Annotated in this window: 16 protein-coding genes; 8 read left to right on the top strand and 8 right to left on the bottom strand. The window is 45.0% G+C overall.

The window, feature by feature from the left end; translation table 11 throughout:
• Window positions 1-38: 38 nt before the first annotated feature.
• Entirely contained in the window at window positions 39-2,159 is a 2,121-nt protein-coding gene (gene nrdD / locus R7190_RS12575) for an anaerobic ribonucleoside-triphosphate reductase (protein WP_138940298.1), read from the bottom strand.
• A gap of 309 nt (window positions 2,160-2,468) precedes the next feature.
• On the opposite strand from nrdD, the gene R7190_RS12570 reads away from it, so the two are divergent.
• Complete coding sequence (locus tag R7190_RS12570; RefSeq protein WP_064369248.1) at window positions 2,469-3,332, top strand: endonuclease/exonuclease/phosphatase family protein; 864 nt, start codon at window positions 2,469-2,471, stop codon at window positions 3,330-3,332.
• Between the two features lie 36 nt (window positions 3,333-3,368).
• Here R7190_RS12570 and R7190_RS12565 read toward each other — a convergent pair whose 3' ends face one another.
• Genes R7190_RS12565 through R7190_RS12555 form a run of 3 tightly spaced genes read right to left on the bottom strand, consistent with a single transcriptional unit; the run spans window position 3,369 to window position 4,533 of the window.
• Window positions 3,369-3,809 (bottom strand): YeeE/YedE family protein, encoded by a 441-nt coding sequence (locus tag R7190_RS12565; RefSeq protein ID WP_064369247.1) that lies wholly within the window; start codon window positions 3,807-3,809, stop codon window positions 3,369-3,371.
• A gap of 14 nt (window positions 3,810-3,823) precedes the next feature.
• Complete coding sequence (locus tag R7190_RS12560; RefSeq protein WP_372058356.1) at window positions 3,824-4,237, bottom strand: YeeE/YedE family protein; 414 nt, start codon at window positions 4,235-4,237, stop codon at window positions 3,824-3,826.
• Window positions 4,238-4,242: 5 nt separating this feature from the next.
• A complete protein-coding gene (locus tag R7190_RS12555; protein WP_005376206.1) occupies window positions 4,243-4,533 on the bottom strand; it encodes an ArsR/SmtB family transcription factor in 291 nt (96 codons plus the stop codon).
• 151 nt (window positions 4,534-4,684) lie between these two features.
• On the opposite strand from R7190_RS12555, the gene R7190_RS12550 reads away from it, so the two are divergent.
• Window positions 4,685-6,388 (top strand): FAD-dependent oxidoreductase, encoded by a 1,704-nt coding sequence (locus tag R7190_RS12550; protein WP_104976080.1) that lies wholly within the window; start codon window positions 4,685-4,687, stop codon window positions 6,386-6,388.
• Between the two features lie 67 nt (window positions 6,389-6,455).
• On the opposite strand, the gene R7190_RS12545 is transcribed toward R7190_RS12550, so the two are convergent.
• Window positions 6,456-7,154, bottom strand: coding sequence for an aspartate/glutamate racemase family protein (locus R7190_RS12545; protein ID WP_053349909.1), 699 nt, complete (start codon window positions 7,152-7,154; stop codon window positions 6,456-6,458).
• A gap of 139 nt (window positions 7,155-7,293) precedes the next feature.
• Entirely contained in the window at window positions 7,294-8,094 is an 801-nt protein-coding gene (locus R7190_RS12540) for a PhzF family phenazine biosynthesis protein (protein WP_031781164.1), read from the bottom strand.
• A 147-nt stretch (window positions 8,095-8,241) separates the two neighbouring features.
• Between R7190_RS12540 and R7190_RS12535 the strand changes: the two genes are divergently transcribed.
• Window positions 8,242-8,691, top strand: a complete 450-nt coding sequence (locus R7190_RS12535) for a YkgB family protein (protein WP_005376100.1) — start codon at window positions 8,242-8,244, stop codon at window positions 8,689-8,691.
• Between the two features lie 198 nt (window positions 8,692-8,889).
• On the opposite strand, the gene R7190_RS12530 is transcribed toward R7190_RS12535, so the two are convergent.
• Both R7190_RS12530 and R7190_RS12525 read right to left on the bottom strand, forming a co-directional pair.
• Window positions 8,890-9,366, bottom strand: a complete 477-nt coding sequence (locus R7190_RS12530) for a DM13 domain-containing protein (RefSeq protein ID WP_005376099.1) — start codon at window positions 9,364-9,366, stop codon at window positions 8,890-8,892.
• A gap of 195 nt (window positions 9,367-9,561) precedes the next feature.
• Window positions 9,562-11,886 (bottom strand): FdhF/YdeP family oxidoreductase, encoded by a 2,325-nt coding sequence (locus R7190_RS12525; protein ID WP_186585273.1) that lies wholly within the window; start codon window positions 11,884-11,886, stop codon window positions 9,562-9,564.
• A gap of 667 nt (window positions 11,887-12,553) precedes the next feature.
• Here R7190_RS12525 and R7190_RS12520 point away from each other — a divergent pair.
• The 5 genes from R7190_RS12520 to uhpB all read left to right on the top strand — a co-directional run bounded on the left by R7190_RS12520 (window position 12,554) and on the right by uhpB (window position 18,371).
• Window positions 12,554-13,438, top strand: coding sequence for a LysR family transcriptional regulator (locus R7190_RS12520; protein ID WP_054730252.1), 885 nt, complete (start codon window positions 12,554-12,556; stop codon window positions 13,436-13,438).
• Between the two features lie 53 nt (window positions 13,439-13,491).
• Complete coding sequence (fdhD, locus tag R7190_RS12515) at window positions 13,492-14,322, top strand: formate dehydrogenase accessory sulfurtransferase FdhD (RefSeq protein WP_047101073.1); 831 nt, start codon at window positions 13,492-13,494, stop codon at window positions 14,320-14,322.
• A 405-nt stretch (window positions 14,323-14,727) separates the two neighbouring features.
• A complete protein-coding gene (uhpT, locus tag R7190_RS12510) occupies window positions 14,728-16,122 on the top strand; it encodes a hexose-6-phosphate:phosphate antiporter (protein WP_021707729.1) in 1,395 nt (464 codons plus the stop codon).
• Window positions 16,123-16,260: 138 nt separating this feature from the next.
• Complete coding sequence (gene uhpA, locus R7190_RS12505; protein ID WP_005376090.1) at window positions 16,261-16,869, top strand: transcriptional regulator UhpA; 609 nt, start codon at window positions 16,261-16,263, stop codon at window positions 16,867-16,869.
• Window positions 16,869-18,371, top strand: a complete 1,503-nt coding sequence (uhpB, locus tag R7190_RS12500; protein WP_170893244.1) for a signal transduction histidine-protein kinase/phosphatase UhpB — start codon at window positions 16,869-16,871, stop codon at window positions 18,369-18,371. Before uhpA ends, uhpB begins: the two co-directional genes overlap by 1 nt.
• Window positions 18,372-18,375 lie beyond the last annotated feature (4 nt).

The following is an 18,375-nucleotide window of genomic DNA, read 5'->3' as shown; positions in this document are numbered from 1 at the left end:
GTTGATTTTCAAAGTGTTAAAACGAGTGGTAGTAAACCTTACAGGTGTTTAACTCGGCGCTTCACTTCTTCTTGCTTACCGAAGTTAAACGGGCGTGCATCTGGGCTGCCTAGGTAGCCACAAACTCGACGTGTTACTGATACTTTGGTTGAATCATGGTTGCCACAGCTTGGGCAAGTGAAGCCTTTACTTGTACAGTCAAACTCGCCGTTGTAGCCACACTCGTAACACTCATCAATTGGCGTGTTTGTACCGTAGTAAGGCACTCGGGTGTAACTGTAATCCCATACGTTTTCTAGTGCTTCAACGTTGCGTTGCATGTTCGGGAACTCGCCGTAACAGATAAAGCCGCCGCTTGAGATTTCTGGATAAGGCATCTCAAAGTCGATCTTGTCGTATGGGTTCACCTTCTTCTCTACATCCAAGTGGAAGCTGTTGGTGTAGTAACCTTTGTCTGTTACGCCATCAATCACACCGAACTCTTTTGCATCGATGCGGCAGAAACGGCTGCATAGGTTTTCACTTGGCGTTGCATATAAGCTGAAGCCATAGCCAGTTTCGTCAGCCCATTGATTCACAGCATCTTTTAGATGCTTGATGATAGCGACCGCTTTTTCACGCAAAACAGCGTCATCATAAACGTGCGCTTCTGTACCGAATAGCGCGTTAATTGTCTCGTGTACACCGATGTAACCAAGAGAAATAGACGCACGACCGTTCTTGAAGATATCTGCGATTGAGTCGTCTGCTTTCAAGCGAACACCACATGCGCCTTCCATGTATAGGATTGGGGCCACACGTGCTTTCACGTTTTCAAGGCGAGAGATACGTGTCTCTAGTGCTTTACGAGCAAGACGTAGGCGGTCATTTAGAAGCTCGTAGAATTTCTCTTCGCTTCCGTTTGCACGGATAGCGATACGAGGAAGGTTCAAGCTCACGACGCCAAGGTTGTTACGACCTTCGTGAATCAGCTCACCGTTTTCTTCGTAAGTACCAAGGAAGCTACGGCAACCCATTGGCGTTTTGAATGAACCGGTTACTTCCACTACTTTGTCGTAGTTAAGAATGTCTGGGTACATACGCTTAGACGCACACTCAAGCGCAAGTTGCTTGATGTCGTAGTTTGGATCTTCTGATTTGTGGTTCAAACCATCTTTGATGCCGAATACAAGTTTAGGGAATACCGCTGTTTTACGGTTCTTGCCTAGACCTGCAATACGATTCTTCAGAATCGATTTCTGGATCAGGCGTGATGCCCAGCTTGTACCAAGACCAAAACCGAACGTAACGAATGGGGTTTGACCGTTCGCTGTATGCAGCGTGTTTACTTCGTATTCTAGAGATTGAAATGCGTCGTAACACTCTTTCTCAGTGCGCGCTTTTGCGAACTCTTCTGGCTCAGCAATGTTCCACTCTTTTGCAATCTCTAGGTGTTTCTCGTAGCTTGTGATTACGTACGGTTCTAGAACCTCATCAATACGGTTGATGGTTGTACCGCCGTAAATGTGGCTCGCGACTTGAGCAATGATTTGTGCTGTTACCGCTGTTGCAGTCGAAATTGATTTTGGCGTATCAATCTCAGCGTTACCCATTTTAAAACCATGCGTCAGCATGCCTTTAAGATCGATAAGCATACAGTTAAACATTGGGAAGAACGGTGCGTAGTCTAAATCGTGGTAGTGAATGTCACCCACTTCGTGCGCTTGAACCACATCGCGAGGAAGAATGTGCGTCTTCGCGTAGTGTTTCGCTACGATACCAGCCAACAAGTCACGTTGAGTCGGAATTACTTTGCCGTCTTTGTTCGCGTTCTCGTTGATTAGATCCAGATTACTTTCTTCAATCAAACCTTCGATTTCGCGAGTTAGTGCACTTTGCTTCTCACGAGCGATGTCGCGATCGTGGCGATATTCAATGTAAGAACGCGCTAGGGCTTTGTAAGGACCTTGCATGAGTTCATTTTCGACTAAGTCTTGAATCTCATGGATGTGAACTTCATCGTGTTCTCTTAACTGTAACTCGACAGCAAGAGCCACATTAAGAGCATAAATAGCGACATCTTTATCTTTGTTTTCCGCTGCTGCTTCAACTGCTGCTTGGATACGATCCCTGTTGAACGGAGCTCTTGATCCGTCGCGTTTGATTACGATTGGTTTCACCTTGTTCTCCTTACCCGAGCATACTCACAGAGTTATCCACAAACACACTATATGGGGTTATTTTTTATTCTAGCAACACAATATATTGTGGCGTATTTAACGAGAAGCACCACTCAAAAACATTGATTTTGATCAATAAAGATTGGCTAGCGAACAAGAAGAAATCGATCTTATTGGCGTTGATCTCAGTTGCGAAGAAAACCATGAAAATTGCAAAATTGGTACTAAATCTACTTGCTATTTTTGGAGGTCTTGTAGGATAAAGGATGGAAAGGAATACGCTAAAAGATAGGAGTGCAACAGGCCAAAATGCGATCACTTTTTGTTACGTTAATATTACTTTTTAGTTCTCTTTCATTTGCTCAAAACTCCATCAATCTAACCAGTTGGAACATAGAATGGTTATCTATAGATGGTGGAAAAGTGTCGAGAACACCACAAGATTTTGAAAAACTGACCCACTATGTGGATAAAACACAAGCCGACATTCTTGCTTTTCAAGAAGTCGAAAGCGTCGCTGCAATGCAAAAAGCTGTTGGCAATGACTTCACTATTTATCTTTCCGATCGTTCAAACGCCTCCAACCGACACCTTCAGTTTAACGACACCAACCAATACACAGGCTTTGCCGTGCGCAATGGCGTAAGCGTATTAGACAAGCCAGACTTCTCTATCACACGAGGCAACAGCAAGCTGCGCTTCGCGAGCTACCTTGTTTTAAATCCAAACCAAGAAAACGAGACTCACCTACTCTCTGTACATCTGAAAGCGGGTTGCAGTGGCGCGTATCGTAATAACCGCGATTGTAAGATAGTGAAACAACAAGGACAGGCACTAGCTAAGTGGATAAAGGCGCGCGAGGACAACAAACAACATTATGTCGTGCTTGGCGACTTTAACCACAACTTGGGTTATCAAGGAGATTGGTTATGGGACGTGATATCAGACAATACTAGTGCAAAGCTAGTGACTAAAGACACTAAAGCGGAATGTAAAGTGCGTTCTAATCGTAATCCGAATAAAACCCACCAATTCCGCTCGGTGATAGACCACATTATTGTGAGTGGTGATTTAAAGGCGTCGTCTGGTGTTCAAACCGTTTTCAAAACACAAGATGTACTCGACTATAAACTGAGTGACCATTGCCCGGTTTCTACGACACTCACTTTTTAGCGTTTAAGTACTATTTTTAACGTTGAAGTACTTTCTTTATTGACGAACCACTCTTTTAGCGGTGAATGACCCAGCCAACATTGCCGCTATAAAGAGCAGAACTTGTGTGTTGCCAGTGAAAAGGCTGGCAACCGCAGGACCAGGACACACACCCAGTAACCCCCAACCAATACCAAACAGTACAGCACCACCGACTAACTTTTTGTCTATCGCTTTAGAAGTTGGGCATACAATCTCATCACCAAACACAGATTCGCTTCTTGGCTTTATTAATAAAAGATAAGCTGGAACGAACACCGCAAGTGCTCCGCCCATTACAAAGGCTAAGCTTGGATCCCATGCTCCAGTAATATCGAGAAAGCCAATCACTTTTGCCGGTTCAGCCATACCAGAGACCACCATACCAATACCAAAGAGCACACCAGAAAATGCAACAACGGACATTTGCTTAATACTTTTCATTACATGAGTTTTCATAACGGCACTATTCCTCACGATACTAGCAAGACGGTTAACATGGCTGTGGCCATAAAAGTACACGTCGCGACCACAGAACGGATTGAGAAACGCCCTATCCCACAAATGCCATGACCACTAGTACAACCATTGCCGATACGCGTACCGACACCGACTAACAAGCCAGCAACGATAACTAAAACAACAGAACCGCTGTACTGTTCTGGTACATGCCCGCCAAGAACATAAACAGCAAACACGCCACCTAATACCATCGCAATTAAAAAAACAATGCGCCAAACGCGATCTGCGTTCTCAACGGCACCGTTTAAGATCCCACTGATCCCAGCAGTCTTGCCAGTAAATAGCATCAGTGTTATCGCTGATACGCCAACTATTATGCCGCCCAACAGCGACATCCAAGGAACTTCAAACATAGCAACCGCCAAACTAATTACTTACAGAAAACTTGCTTAAAGGCCTCAACCAGCGGACCAACTCTTTCATCAGAAATTGAATAAAATACCTGCTGAGAAACTTTTCTAGCTTTAATAATGTCGTGCTTTCTCAATACGGTGAGATGTTGTGAAAAAGCAGATTGGCTTAATGATGAACCTTCAAACAGTTCACCGACCCCTTTCTCGCCCTCAATCAGCTTACACATCACGATTAGGCGCTCTGGATGAGCCATAATTTTAAGCAGCTCACTCGCTTCGGTCGCACTTTGTAGCATACTGTCGCCCATTCTTATGCCTCTTCATTACTACATTACATTTTATTAGATATTACTAATTAATATTATTAAGTCAATGCTAATGTAGATTAAATAACATTAGACTTAGCTAATTTATTTAAGTAAGGTGTAGGCGTTTTCGATCATTCAGCAGGAGAAATCCATGAGCAAAATCGTGATTATTGGTGGGGTTGCTGGCGGTGCATCTGCAGCAGCTCGCGCTCGTCGTCTTAGTGAAGACGCAGAAATCATTATGTTTGAACGCGGTCCATTTGTGTCATTTGCAAACTGTGGCTTACCCTATCACATTGGTGGTGATATCCAAGAGCGCAGCAAACTGCTTCTTCAAACGCCTGAGAGCTTTTTAGCGCGTTTCAATGTTGATGTCCGTGTGATGAACGAAGTGGTTTCTATTAACCGTCAAGACAAAACGGTTACGGTTAAGAATTTGCTTGATGGCTCGGAATACCAAGAGAGCTACGACTTTCTTCTACTCAGCCCTGGCGCAGGTCCAGTTGTGCCGCCTATTCCGGGTATTGATAACCCGTTAACGCACTCGCTGCGCAATATTCCAGATATGGATCGCATCATTAAAACGATCGAAACCAACAAAGTTGAACACGCTACGGTCGTTGGTGGTGGTTTTATCGGTTTGGAAATGATGGAAGCCTTCCACCAGCTAGGCATAAAAACCACATTAGTTGAAATGGCGGATCAAGTGATGACGCCCGTTGACCGTGAAATGGCTGGCTTCGCACATGCTGAAATTCGTGAGAAAGGCATCGACCTTAAACTTGGCGTCGCACTTGAGTCGGTGAAATTCGTACCTAACGAGCACGTGGCAAGTTTCGACTCTGGTGAGAGCGAAAAACACCAACATCTAGAAGGTGAATTGGAATTAACACTAAACAACGGTGAAAGACTCACCACCGATATTTTGATTATGGCAATTGGTGTTCGCCCCGAGACCAAATTAGCGAAAGAAGCTGGCTTAGAAATCGGCGCTCTTGGTGGTATTTATACCAATGAATACATGCAAACCAGCGATCCTTCGATCTACGCTGTCGGCGACGCGGTAGAAGAGAAAGACTTTGTGACTGGCGAGCAAACTCTAGTGCCACTTGCGGGCCCGGCAAACCGTCAAGGCCGAATGGCAGCAGACAACATGCTTGGCCGCCAAGAAACTTACCAAGGTACGCAAGGCACGGCGATCTGTAAGATTTTTGATTTAGCCGTCGCTTCTACTGGTAAAAACGAGAAACAGCTGAAACGTGAAAACATCGCTTATGAAAAAGTGTATGTGCATACAGCAAGTCACGCGAGTTACTACCCAGGTGCAGAAACCGTGTCATTCAAAATGCTGTTTGATCCAGTAACAGGTAAAATATTAGGTGCGCAAGCAGTAGGTAAAGACGGTGTTGATAAACGTATCGACGTAATGGCAGTTGCTCAGCGTGCTGGTATGACGGTAGAGCAACTGCAACACCTCGAGCTCACTTACGCGCCACCTTATGGCTCTGCTAAAGATGTAATTAACCAAGCGGCGTTTGTGGCAAATAACATCATCAAAGGCGATGCGACCGCGATTCATTATGATGAAATGGATTCACTGACAGAAGACCAACTGTTACTTGATGTTCGTAATCCTGGTGAATTGGAGTCCGTTGGTTATCTTGAAGGTGCAATTAATATTCCTGTCGATCAACTACGTCGTCGCATGCACGAACTTCCTAAAGACAAAGAGATCGTGATTTACTGTCAAGTTGGGTTACGCGGTAACGTAGCATACCGTCAGCTGGTCAACAATGGTTACAAAGCCCGCAACTTGATTGGTGGATACAGAACTCTCAAATTTGCTCGCTTATAACTTGATAATAAAAAAGAGAAAACCACGTGCTTGGTTTTCTCTTTTTTTGCAGGAAAGAAAGCGTAGATCATTCACCTTCAATTGCCAAACGGACTGCTGCTTGAGCATGGATAGAAGTGGTATCGAGTAGTGTAACATCGGTGTGACTTTGGTTTACAAGTAAGGCAATTTCAGTACACCCGAGAATCACAGCTTCAGCTCCGTGCTCTTTTAGTTTTTCAATAATTTGCAAGTATATCGTCCTTGACTCCTCTTTGATTTCACCTTGGCATAACTCTTTATAAATAATGTTATGTACTTTAGAGCGGTCGTCTTGATCGGGAATGACGACATCAAGCCCATAACGGTCGGAAAGCCTTCCTTTATAAAAGTCTTGCTCCATTGTGAATTGAGTACCAAGGAGTCCGACCTTTTGAACCCCTTTCTCACGAAGTAACTCAGCAGTCGCGTCTGCGATATGTAGTATGGGGATATTAATACTGGCTTCAATTTGAGGCGCAACTTTGTGCATTGTGTTAGTACAAATAAGAATGAAGTCAGCGCCCCCTTTTTCTATTAAAGATGCAGCATCAGATAGAATGCTTGCCGTTTCTTCCCATTTACCTTGATGTTGAAGTTTCTCTATCTCCGAAAAATTCACGCTATACATACAAATTTTTGCGGAATTTAGGCCGCCTAACGCCTCTTTGACTCCTTCGTTGATCAATTTGTAATAACTAAGCGTCGACTCCCAGCTCATACCACCTAGAAGACCGATAGTTTTCATATAACTCTCCAATCGTTATACACCACCGTGCCAGGGGGGTTTTTACAAAAAAAATCAGCCACTTAAATAAGCAGCATTCAAGCGTCTTCACTATTGAGCATTGGGTAACACGAAAATAAAATCATTCCCACAAGGACCGCTACGCGATTCTCATATATCCTCGCAATATCGTTACTGCATTTCCAGAAAGCTTAACGTGCTCAGTGCTTAACAACTCTGTATGGACGACCCCACTTCTCTTGGAGGCTTGGAAGCCTTTCAGTTGCTTTTTGTTGAGCTCTTTAGCCCAGTAAACACATAAAGCGCAATGTGCAGAGCCTGTAACTGGGTCCTCATTAACACCTACCCAAGGCGCGAAGTATCGAGAGACAAAATCGGCGTCAGTGCTTGATTGAGCAGTGATGACGACGCCACGGCCTTTTTGTTTAAGCAGCGCACCAAAATCAGGGTCGAGCTGTTCAAGCACAAATTCATCATTAATGACGACCAACTGCTTATTATCAAACTGACCGTAGGCGACTACATTGGCGGCATCTAGCCCCAAACCATGAAGTAAGTCTTTGTTAATACTAGCTCGCATATCTAAAGTTGGAGCAGGAAACACCAAATGAATTTCTTCATGATCGAGTTGTGCAGTTAAAACCCCAGATAGCGTAACGAACTCAATCGTATCTCCAGTATTATATAACCCCTGCTCTTTCAGAACGTGCGCCGTTGCAAGTGTGCCGTGTCCACACAAAGCAACTTCCGTCCTCGGTGTAAACCAACGAAGTTGCATTGTACTGAGTGACAGAAATGCCGTTTCAGATAACGACATCTCGGCCGCGATGGCCAACATCGTTTCCTCATCAAGGCTTGACTCTGTGATACAAACACCCGCGGGATTACCTTTGAAAACCTCTGATGTAAACGAGTCAACCTGAAAAATTTTAACTTCCACGAAATATCCTTAAGTTCTATCAAACACGTAATTCTGTATCACGTGATTTTTAATATCTGTTGTTTGAGCGAAAAAAACCTATGAAATTTTCTACCAACCTTATAGGTCTTGTTGGAAGCGCTAACAAACAGGAGAATGTAGTTAATTATGCAAAACGTAAAAAGCCATCATCAATGTGACTCAATTGGATATCTTATCGGAGTTTTCGGCGTTTCTTTAGTTCTAATATGGATTGGTATTTATAAATTCACACCTACAGAGGCCAAGCTTATACAACCGCTCGTTGAAAATCATTTTCTGATGAGTTGGTTGTATGATGTGATGTCAGTTCAAGCCGTATCAAACATCATTGGCGCAACAGAAATCATTGTCGCTATTGGATTAATCGTTGGCCTTAAAAACACACGAGTCGCTTATTTTTCTGGCATAGCCGCCGCAATTATTTTTCTTGCGACACTCAGCTTTCTAATTACGACACCGAATACATGGAAAGTGTCTGATGGGGTTTTGGTGACAAACTTCTTTTTAGTAAAAGATATTCTATTTTTAGCCATTGCGATTAGCGTCATCGAACGAAACAAGCCAAACAGAGAATAACTCTAAATAGTTCGAAATCTTGTTTTTCCAGAACGTAGCCTGAAAGGTGCAAACGACTTACAGGTCGAATGGTTCTGTCAATAACTCTAAACAAAGGCTCTTAAATTTAGAGTGTTTAAGAGTCTTTGCCTCTTAATTATGCGAAACAACATCCTAGCGTAAAGTGAAAAGAAAAGCCTTTCACTCTACTGCTAAGGTTTATTGATACTTTGCCGAAGTAATGAACTCACCGAATGTCTCGCACCATACAACAACCGTATTGTATTCAGAAATTGAAGTGCTTTGAGGAACCTCAACAACGAAGTTATCGAACGTTTTGACATCACCAATTAAGCTCATCTCAGATTTAAGGTCATTAAACTCTTGTTCCGTTTCGACAAACTTAGGAGATAGATAGAGTTTATAGTCTGGTCCGGGAGCGAGTTTTCCTACCAACGTAATGACTTCAGAACTCAAATGAATTTCTCCCTCTCCCCAATGAAAAGCGTCGCTACCTTTGAGTTCCCTCTTAAACACTGCGCTGTATTCTGCACCTTGCTTGCTCTTAGCAACTTGTTCATCGGTCGGCGCAGGTGGTGCAATAAGGATCGGTAAAGTATAGATACCTATCGCAATGCCAATAGAAACTGCCACTAAGTGACTGATTGTTAATTTAATTATATTTTTCAAGGTCATAAGCATCTTCTTATTAGTTTTACTACTTGAAATTAGATTCAAATCGGCCTTATCTGTCTATTATCGAGCAGCATAATGTCATTAACATTATACACAAGCTATGCGCACTAAATGCAGACTGAGCGCAATTAAAAACGGCTGATAATTAATATCAGCCGTTTGCTTATCGGAAATGTCGTTGTGCCGGTTTGGTCACTATTCCGCTTCCACCAAAGCGATCTTATCGGATGTCGATTTTTCCAATTTTATCGCAATAAACTTAGAGGTTGGCGTAAACGTTCTATCCCCATAACTGTCCAAAGGAACTAATGGGTTTGTTTCTGGATAGTAAGCCGCCGCCTGACCTGCTGGTACATCATAGGCAACAAGCGTAAATCCGCTCACACGGCGCTCAACGCCATCTTCCCACAATGACACCATGTCCACTTTGTCGCCCGGTTCAAAACCGAGTTTACGAATATCCGCTTCATTGATAAACAGCACTTCGCGCATACCAAATACTCCACGATAACGGTCATTCAAGCCGTAAAGTGTCGTATTGTATTGGTCGTGTGAGCGCATGGTTTGCAAGATCAAATCTGGCTTTTGGCCTTTTTCGAGTATCGCTTCGCTGATCAACTGCTTCGGCAACTCGCTAGAGCTGAACTGTGCTTTGCCGCTTGGTGTATTCCATCGACGCTCGGCAGCTGGGTTTACCAAGTGGAATCCACCCGGGTGTTTAAGCTTATGGTTAAAGTCGGTAAAGCCCGGAATCGTGTCTGCAATCAAATCGCGAATACGGTCGTAATCTTCAATCGCCCACAACCAATCAATTGGTTTTGCCCCGAGTGTAGCATTGGCAATACCGGCAATAATCGCTGGTTCTGAACGCAAATGCTCCGAACGCGGTTTTAGCTGACCAAATGAGATATGTACCATGCTGAAGGTATCTTCAACCGTCACGCCTTGTGGGCCAGTCGCTTGCTGATCAATCTCGGTACGGCCTAAGCATGGAAGAATAAGCGCATCTTTACCTGTGACAAGGTGAGAACGATTTAACTTCGTCGAAATGTGTACGGTTAAATTACAGTTTCGCATCGCGTTGTGCGTACGTTCTGTGTCTGGCGTTGCTTGTGCAAAGTTGCCGCCCAAACCGATAAATACTTTCGCTTGCCCTTCTTCCATCGCTTTAATGGCTTGCACAGTGTTGTGGCCTTCACCACGCGGGACGTCAAAGTTAAATCGACTTTCAATGCGATCCAACAACAGATCTGAAGGTTTTTCATCAATGCCCATCGTACGGTCGCCCTGAACGTTACTGTGACCACGCACTGGTGAAAGCCCCGCTCCCGGCTTACCAACGTTACCTCGTAACATTTGCACGTTTGCGACTTCTTTAATGGTTGGCACAGAGTGACGATGCTGAGTCAACCCCATCGCCCAACACATGATCACACGTTCTGCACGTCGATACATGCTCGCCACCATCTCGATTTCACTTAAATCAAGACCCGATTGTTCCGCGATGTGTTCCCAAGAGGTTGCGTCCACTTCAGCCAAATACTCATCAATACCTGTTGTGTGTTGCTTGATGAATTCACGATCAAATACCGCTTTTCCACCGTTTTGCAATGCCTTGCGTTCCCATTGCAACAAGAATTTCGCGATGCCACGAAACACTGCCATGTCTCCACCTAAAGCAGGACGCAGGTACGCCGTGTTGGTAGGCTCTGAACCGTTACTCAACATCTCAATCGGCATCTGTGGGTTTTGGAAACGCTCTAATCCGCGCTCTTTCAGCGGGTTTAGACAGATAACCTGTGCTCCACGTTTTACCGCTTCACGCAGAGGTTCAAGCATTCGTGGGTGGTTCGTACCCGGGTTTTGACCAATCACGAAAATCGCATCAGCTTCTTCAAAATCATCAAAGATCACTGTGCCTTTACCAACGCCAATGGTGTCTTTCATCCCGATAGCACTGGCTTCGTGGCACATGTTGGAACAATCTGGAAAGTTATTGGTACCGAATGCGCGCACAAATAGCTGATACAAAAACGCCGCTTCGTTGCTTGCACGACCAGAGGTATAAAACTCAGCTTGGTGTGGTGAATCCAATTGATTGAGATGTTTCGCGACAAGTGCAAAAGTCTCATCCCAAGAGACTGGCACGTAGTGATCGGATTCAGCATCGTATCGCATTGGGTGCGTGATACGGCCTTGGTATTCCAACCAGTAATCGGTTTGCGTTGAGAGAGAAGAAACGCTGTGATTGGCAAAAAACTCAGGATCAACCAGACGATTGGTCGCCTCCCAGTTTACCGCTTTCGCGCCATTCTCACAGAAATTGACTTTACCACTATCTGGCGACTCGCCCCATGCACATCCAGGGCAGTCGAAACCGCCATTTTGGTTGGTTTTGAGCATAGTGCGAATGTTTTTAACTGCATTTTCACTGCCCCACCAACTTCTGGTTACGGCTTTCAGTGCACCCCAACCACCAGCTGGACCTTTGTATGTTTTTATTTGTTCTTTTTGGCTCACGACTTTACTCCTCGCAGATATACCAGCAAGCAGGGTGCCCGTGAAAACAAGCGCGTTATTTATTGAGATAATGCGGAAGTATTGAAGGGCTTAGTTTCTAATCCATGTATTTTTTAATCCAAATAAGTAACCACTCAACATGCTCTCGCTTGTCCGAGCGTTTACTTATCTAGATTCTTGATATCGGATACCCGCCTACTGCTTCTAAGACTGTTAGATTCAATGCGCATTGTTGCGTCTTGATCTAAATCAAAGATTAAGTCGTTATTCAATATGCGTCCAATTGATAATCCTGACCGAGTGATAAACAAAATCTATGACGAATTTTTCCACTGACGGTCATCACATTTTTAATCAATACAATTTATGAGGTTAATCGTTTTCCCATCCGATTCCACCTAGTTCGCTTAACGAACTCAATAAAATCGCCACTCTTGATAATAGATAATATCTATCACACTATAGATACTTTAAATTTGACCCTAATTAATATCAGGAATAGCCTTGATTCAGATCAATTTTGAGTGAGGTTTTATTCTTGACTTGGTTTTGGTTTTCCATTCCCCAGTTAAAACGCTCCAGCGCTTAAAAAGTACGGTAGTGCTGTGCCCTTTTTAGGGAGTTCCCCCCGTACATGTGACTCACAACGCAAGGTTAACAAGCCATTATGGATATCAAACAACTTAAATATCTCATCGCACTTGAACAGACCAAACACTTTGGTCAAGCCGCCGCATTGTGCCACATTACGCAGCCTACCTTGTCCATGAGAATCCGAAGCTTAGAGGAAGAACTCGATCTCGAATTAATCCAAAGAAGTCAAAGATTTGAAGGGTTTACTGAAGCAGGAGAACGCATTTTAGCTTGGGCGAAAACCGTCTTAGCCGCTCATGATGGACTGCAAGCCGAGGCTGCTAACTGCCGTGGTCAGTTGGTCGGTTCACTTCGGCTTGGAATGGTGCCACTCGCCAGCCAAAACCCGATGGAATTGCTCAAACCATTAGCTCAACAGTTCCCTGAGTTACGCTTTCAAATACTCTCCATGACGACCGAACAGATCATAGACCAACTCAATCGCAATCAACTTGATTTGGGGATGTGTTATGTCGATCAAGTCAACACCGCTTACTTCGATGTTATCGAGCTATACTCGACCAAACTTGGCGTTTTATTCGATGAGCGTCATTTCGATTTTGCCGAATCTGAAGTGTTGTGGGAGTCACTCAATAACATTCCGCTAGGGCTGCTTTCGAAGGGTATGCACTATCGCCACTCAATTGATCTTAGCTTTGTGAGTAAAGGGCTGGTTCCGCAAACCGTCATTGAAAGTAACTCCACCTTTCACTTGATCCAAGCAGTAACCAGTGGCCTTTGTTGCGCCATTATGCCGCTGAACTGTGGATTAGAAGAGTTGAACGATACGCTTCGCATTATCCCTATCGAAGAAGCCGCCGTTCACGCCCCGCTAGGTTTGTTAAAGCGAAAACAAGAACCCTTCTCCGCGCTAACCGATCAGTGCTTCGCAGAAGCGAAGAACATATTCAATCGATAACAACAACCCACACGTCAATTTTTGGCATACATAACGGCTTATGAGGTGATTTCATGAGATGTACTACTCAATCTTATTTTGAACTGTCCGATTTCAATCAAGCACCACCTCAACCAAGTGCGTTCAATTACCGAGAATTGATTGATGGCCGCCCAGTGCAACAAATGTCGCTGGCGAGTGAGTCAGCTTTAGCTATCAGCTATAACGGCATTAGCCAAGCGGTCATGATGGTGACGCCAGGCCATCTGGAAGACTTTGTGAAAGGGTTTAGCCTAAGCACAGGCATCGTCCACGACTTCAAAGAGATCAAAGACATTGAAATTGGTGGCGATCACGAATCTCATTATGCGGAAGTAGAAATCAGCAACCGCGCTTTCTGGGCGCTAAAAACACAACGTCGGAATCTTGCAGGCACAACCGGATGCGGCATTTGTGGCGTCGAGGCTCTGGAACAAGCTTTGCCTGATTTAGCACCGCTAACACCGTCTCTTCCTCCGCGCTCCGATGTATTCGAAGGGCTGCGAGACAAAGTCGCACTGCATCAAGAAGCCGCACGTGAATCTGGCGCGCTACACGCCGCTTTATTTTCAGATTTACAAGGCAACATCAAGTTGTGCCGAGAGGACATCGGCCGTCACAACGCGCTAGATAAGTTGATTGGCGCATTGGCCAACAATCACATCGAACCTCAAAGTGGCTTCGCAATCATGACAAGCCGTTGCAGCTTAGAGTTGATCCACAAAGCCGTTCGCGCGCGTATCCCCACTCTGGTTTGCTTATCTGCACCGACAGCGTTAACCGTCGAATGGGCAAGAAGAAACCATTTGAACCTAATTCACTTGCCAAAATACGGCTCGCCGCGTCTATACAGCCCTGCGCCTTAACACGTCAACCTAGCCGAATTCCTAATATTTCTAACGGAGACCTCTGGGTCTCTGTTGTTTGTTTCTCATTCGCGATTGATAGCTAGCAACGAGACACTATTCTTCCAACCAAACGTACTCACCCCTTGTCAGCACTAAGCTTGCGTATATTAACCTGCTTGCATTTGAACGCTTTCCAATCCGATAAGAAACCAGTCAAAAACCCATAAATTAGTAAGGATTTTGTGTGACTCTTTTCACGCTTTTCCGCCTTCCTAGGCATTTCTAGGAATTTTTCCTAGCCGATCTAGGCAACCATCTCATGTGCCTCACAAAACCACTCTCTAGAATTCCGCTCAGTCAAAGGTAACAAGAGCGCATAACGGCCTCCGTTGTGTTTCTAAAACAATTACAAGAGAGTTCATCATGTTAAAATTCCTCGAACAGGTGCGGAAGCCGACCCTCGATCTTCCTGTCGAAGTTAGAAGAAAGATGTGGTTTAAACCGTTCATCCAATCTTACTTGGTCGTATTTATCGGCTACCTAACCATGTACTTGATTCGTAAGAACTTCAATGTCGCGCAAAACGACATGATCTCAACTTACGGTTTGAGCATGACAGACCTAGGTCTTATTGGCCTTGGCTTCTCCATCACATACGGCATCGGTAAAACCGTTGTCTCTTACTACGCTGACGGTAAGAACACCAAGCAATTCCTCCCTTTTATGCTGATCCTTTCTGGTCTTGCAATGCTTGGTTTCAGCTTCAGCATGGGCGGCGGTAGTGCAAGCCTGTTCTTGATGGTGGCTTTCTACGCTCTGAGTGGTTTCTTCCAAAGTACTGGTGGCCCTTCTAGTTACTCAACCATTACAAAATGGACACCTCGTAACAAACGCGGCTCTTACCTAGGCTTGTGGAACATGTCACACAACGTTGGTGGTGCGGGCGCAGCGGGTGTTGCTCTTTTCGGTGCCAACTACCTATTCGACGGCCACGTAATCGGCATGTTCGTGTTCCCTTCTATCATCGCGATCATCGTTGGTTTTATCGGTATGCGCTTTGGTAGCGACTCTCCAGAAGCTTACGGTCTAGGTAAAGTAGAAGAACTTTTCGATGAAGCAGTGAGTGAAGAAGACACCGCCGCTGAAGAAAACCAAATGACCAAAAAAGAAATCTTTGTTGAATACGTTCTTAAAAACAAAGTTATCTGGCTACTTTGCTTTGCCAACATCTTCCTTTACATCGTTCGTATCGGTATCGACCAATGGTCAACGGTATACGCGTACCAAGAACTTGGTCTGTCAAAAGAAACGGCAATCTCTGGCTTTACTCTGTTCGAAGTCGGTGCGCTTGTGGGTACTTTGATGTGGGGTTACCTGTCTGACCTAGCAAACGGTCGCCGCGCATTGGTTGCTTGTGTATCTCTTGGTTTGATCATCGTATCGCTTGAGTTCTACCAACACGCCACTAGCGAGTTCATGTACTTAGCCTCTCTATTTGTATTGGGCTTCTTGGTGTTTGGTCCGCAACTTCTTATCGGTGTTGCCGCGGTTGGTTTTGTCCCTAAAAAAGCAATCAGTGTGGCTGACGGCGTAAAAGGTACATTCGCTTACCTAATCGGTGACAGCTTCGCGAAACTTGGTCTCGGTATGATTGCAGACGGTACACCTATCTTCGGCTTAACTGGTTGGAAAGGTACCTTCGCAGCTCTAGATACCTCCGCCATGATTTGTATTGTTTTGCTTGCTTTCGTCGCTATCGCGGAAGAGAAGAAGATTCGACACGCGAAGAAGCTTCAACTTGCACAAAACCAAGCCTAGCTTCTCTGCGCGCTTTACTTCGGTAAAGCGCGCAAGATCATTAAAATGAGTTGATCAATTCAGTATCATTAAAGGTTTTTCTATTGGCTCCTGTTGGAGCTTATTGTTGTTAGTCGTCTGCTCTATTTGGTTGTAATAATGATTCATGTTGCTCTAGTTGATGATCACGTCATCGTGCGTTCAGGTTTCGCACAATTATTAAATTTAGAAAGTGATATTACCGTTGTCGGTGAATTCGGCTCTGTCGCCGAAGCGCGCAAAGGCTTGCCTGCGGTACACCCTCATGTCGTCATCCTAGATATCTCCATGCCAGATGAAAGCGGCTTAAACTTTCTTAGCGAAATACCAACTGGCATTGCCTGCGTGATGCTTAGCGTGCATGACTCCCCTGCGATGGTGGAAAAATCACTAAAGCTAGGTGCAAAAGGCTATCTTAGTAAACGCTGTAGCCCAGACGAACTTATTCAAGCCGTGAGAACCAGTGCTTCTGGCGGCTGTTACCTCACATCAGATATTGCACTTAAACTTGCAACGCCTAGCGACAACACCACCTCTCTATGCCAACTGACAAAACGTGAAAACGAGGTATGTCAGCTACTTGCGACCGGGTTGGATGTAAAGTCTGTCGCGGCAGAGCTTGGCTTGAGCCACAAGACCGTGCATGTGCATCGTGCGAATGCCATCGACAAACTCGGCGTGAAAAACAACGTTGAGCTCGCCAAACTATTTTCTCAAGAGTCCTTTTAATGCGAGCTTACGCTGTTACCACCATTTGCGGACTATTTGTTATGGCTTGCGCCTGGTTCTGCTTATGGGTGATTGCCTATTACTTTGTCAATGATCCCGAACTGGCGATCTTATTGTTTCCTTTCGCTTTAAGATTAGGTGTCGCCCTGCACACTCGCACCGCTTATTGGCCGACGATTTACCTTTCGGAGTGGGGACTTTCCATCGCACTTGCGATCTTACTGGGTCAACCGCAGTGGCTTACCGTGCTGATTGCGAGCATTGCCAGTATCCCGGTCACTCTGATTGCGAAAAAATACTACTACGGAGACCAAAACCGCCATTTAGCCGTGATGAGCGCAGTCATTATCATTAACGCGTTTATTAATGTGATGGCCGTTGGTTTTCACGTTCCTTCGGTTTACATGGTATGGCTGGCTAGCATTTCTGGAGGCTTGCTCGTGGTGCCTATGTGCTACTTGTTATGGAGTTATTTGTTCCAAAGTCGTTGGTCTCCGCTTAGCTCTCTCCTACTTAGTAATGCCGTTGTATTTCAGGTGCGTCATATCGTGCTTTATGCGCTACTTTTGATCGGCAGTATTTTGGTGCAAACCAGCTTGCCTGAAGAGCTAAAACGATTTGCGCCATTTTGTATGGCGATTCCAATCATCGTGCTTGCTCTGCGTTACGGCTGGCAAGGTGCTCTGCTCGCCACCATGCTCAACAGCATAGCGCTGATTGCGGCTCGTAGCGGCGTATCAAATCTAGAAATCACCGATTTGTTATTATCTCTCTCGGCGCAAACCATCACCGGCATTATGCTCGGCTTAGGGGTTCAGAAACAAAAAGACCTCAATCACAAACTGCGCGGCGAACTTGCGCGCAATCAGAATTTGTCTCGCCAGCTTATCAAAGCGGAAGAATCGGTAAGACGCGATATTGCGCGCGAGCTACATGACGAAATCGGACAGAACATCACGGCAATCCGCACACAAGCCAACATCATTAAACGAGTGAACAACGCAGAAACACGCGTTGGTTGCGCGGACATGATCGAAGGGCTTTCGCTCAACGTGTACGACACCACTAAGCGACTGTTGAGCAAGCTAAGACCCAAAATGCTGGATGATTTGGACTTGAAAGAATCCGTCGAGCAACTGACGCGAGAGATGGAATTCGCCAATCACGGAACGAATGTTCAACTGAACTGGCAAGGCGATTACACCAGCCTGAGTGACACACTCAAAGTCACCCTATTCCGTTTATGCCAAGAGTCATTGAATAACGCAGCCAAGTACGCAGAAGCGCAGTTGATCAATATTGAACTGACAATTGGAGAAGCTGCGGTGTCACTGATGATTCACGATGATGGTGTCGGTTTCAAAGTTCAGGACAGCATGAACGGCATGGGCGTTCGCGGCATGCAAGAGCGTGTGCACGCGTTAGGTGGAAAAATCGTTATCTACTCCACCAGCGATCAAATGATCGGCACACAAATCAGCATTACTTTACCTAAGGTGTAACTCA

Source organism: Vibrio sp. 1078-1 (assembly GCF_033340475.1).
The sequence above is the reverse complement of the archived record's forward strand: the minus strand, read 5'-3'. Positions and strand labels throughout refer to the sequence as shown.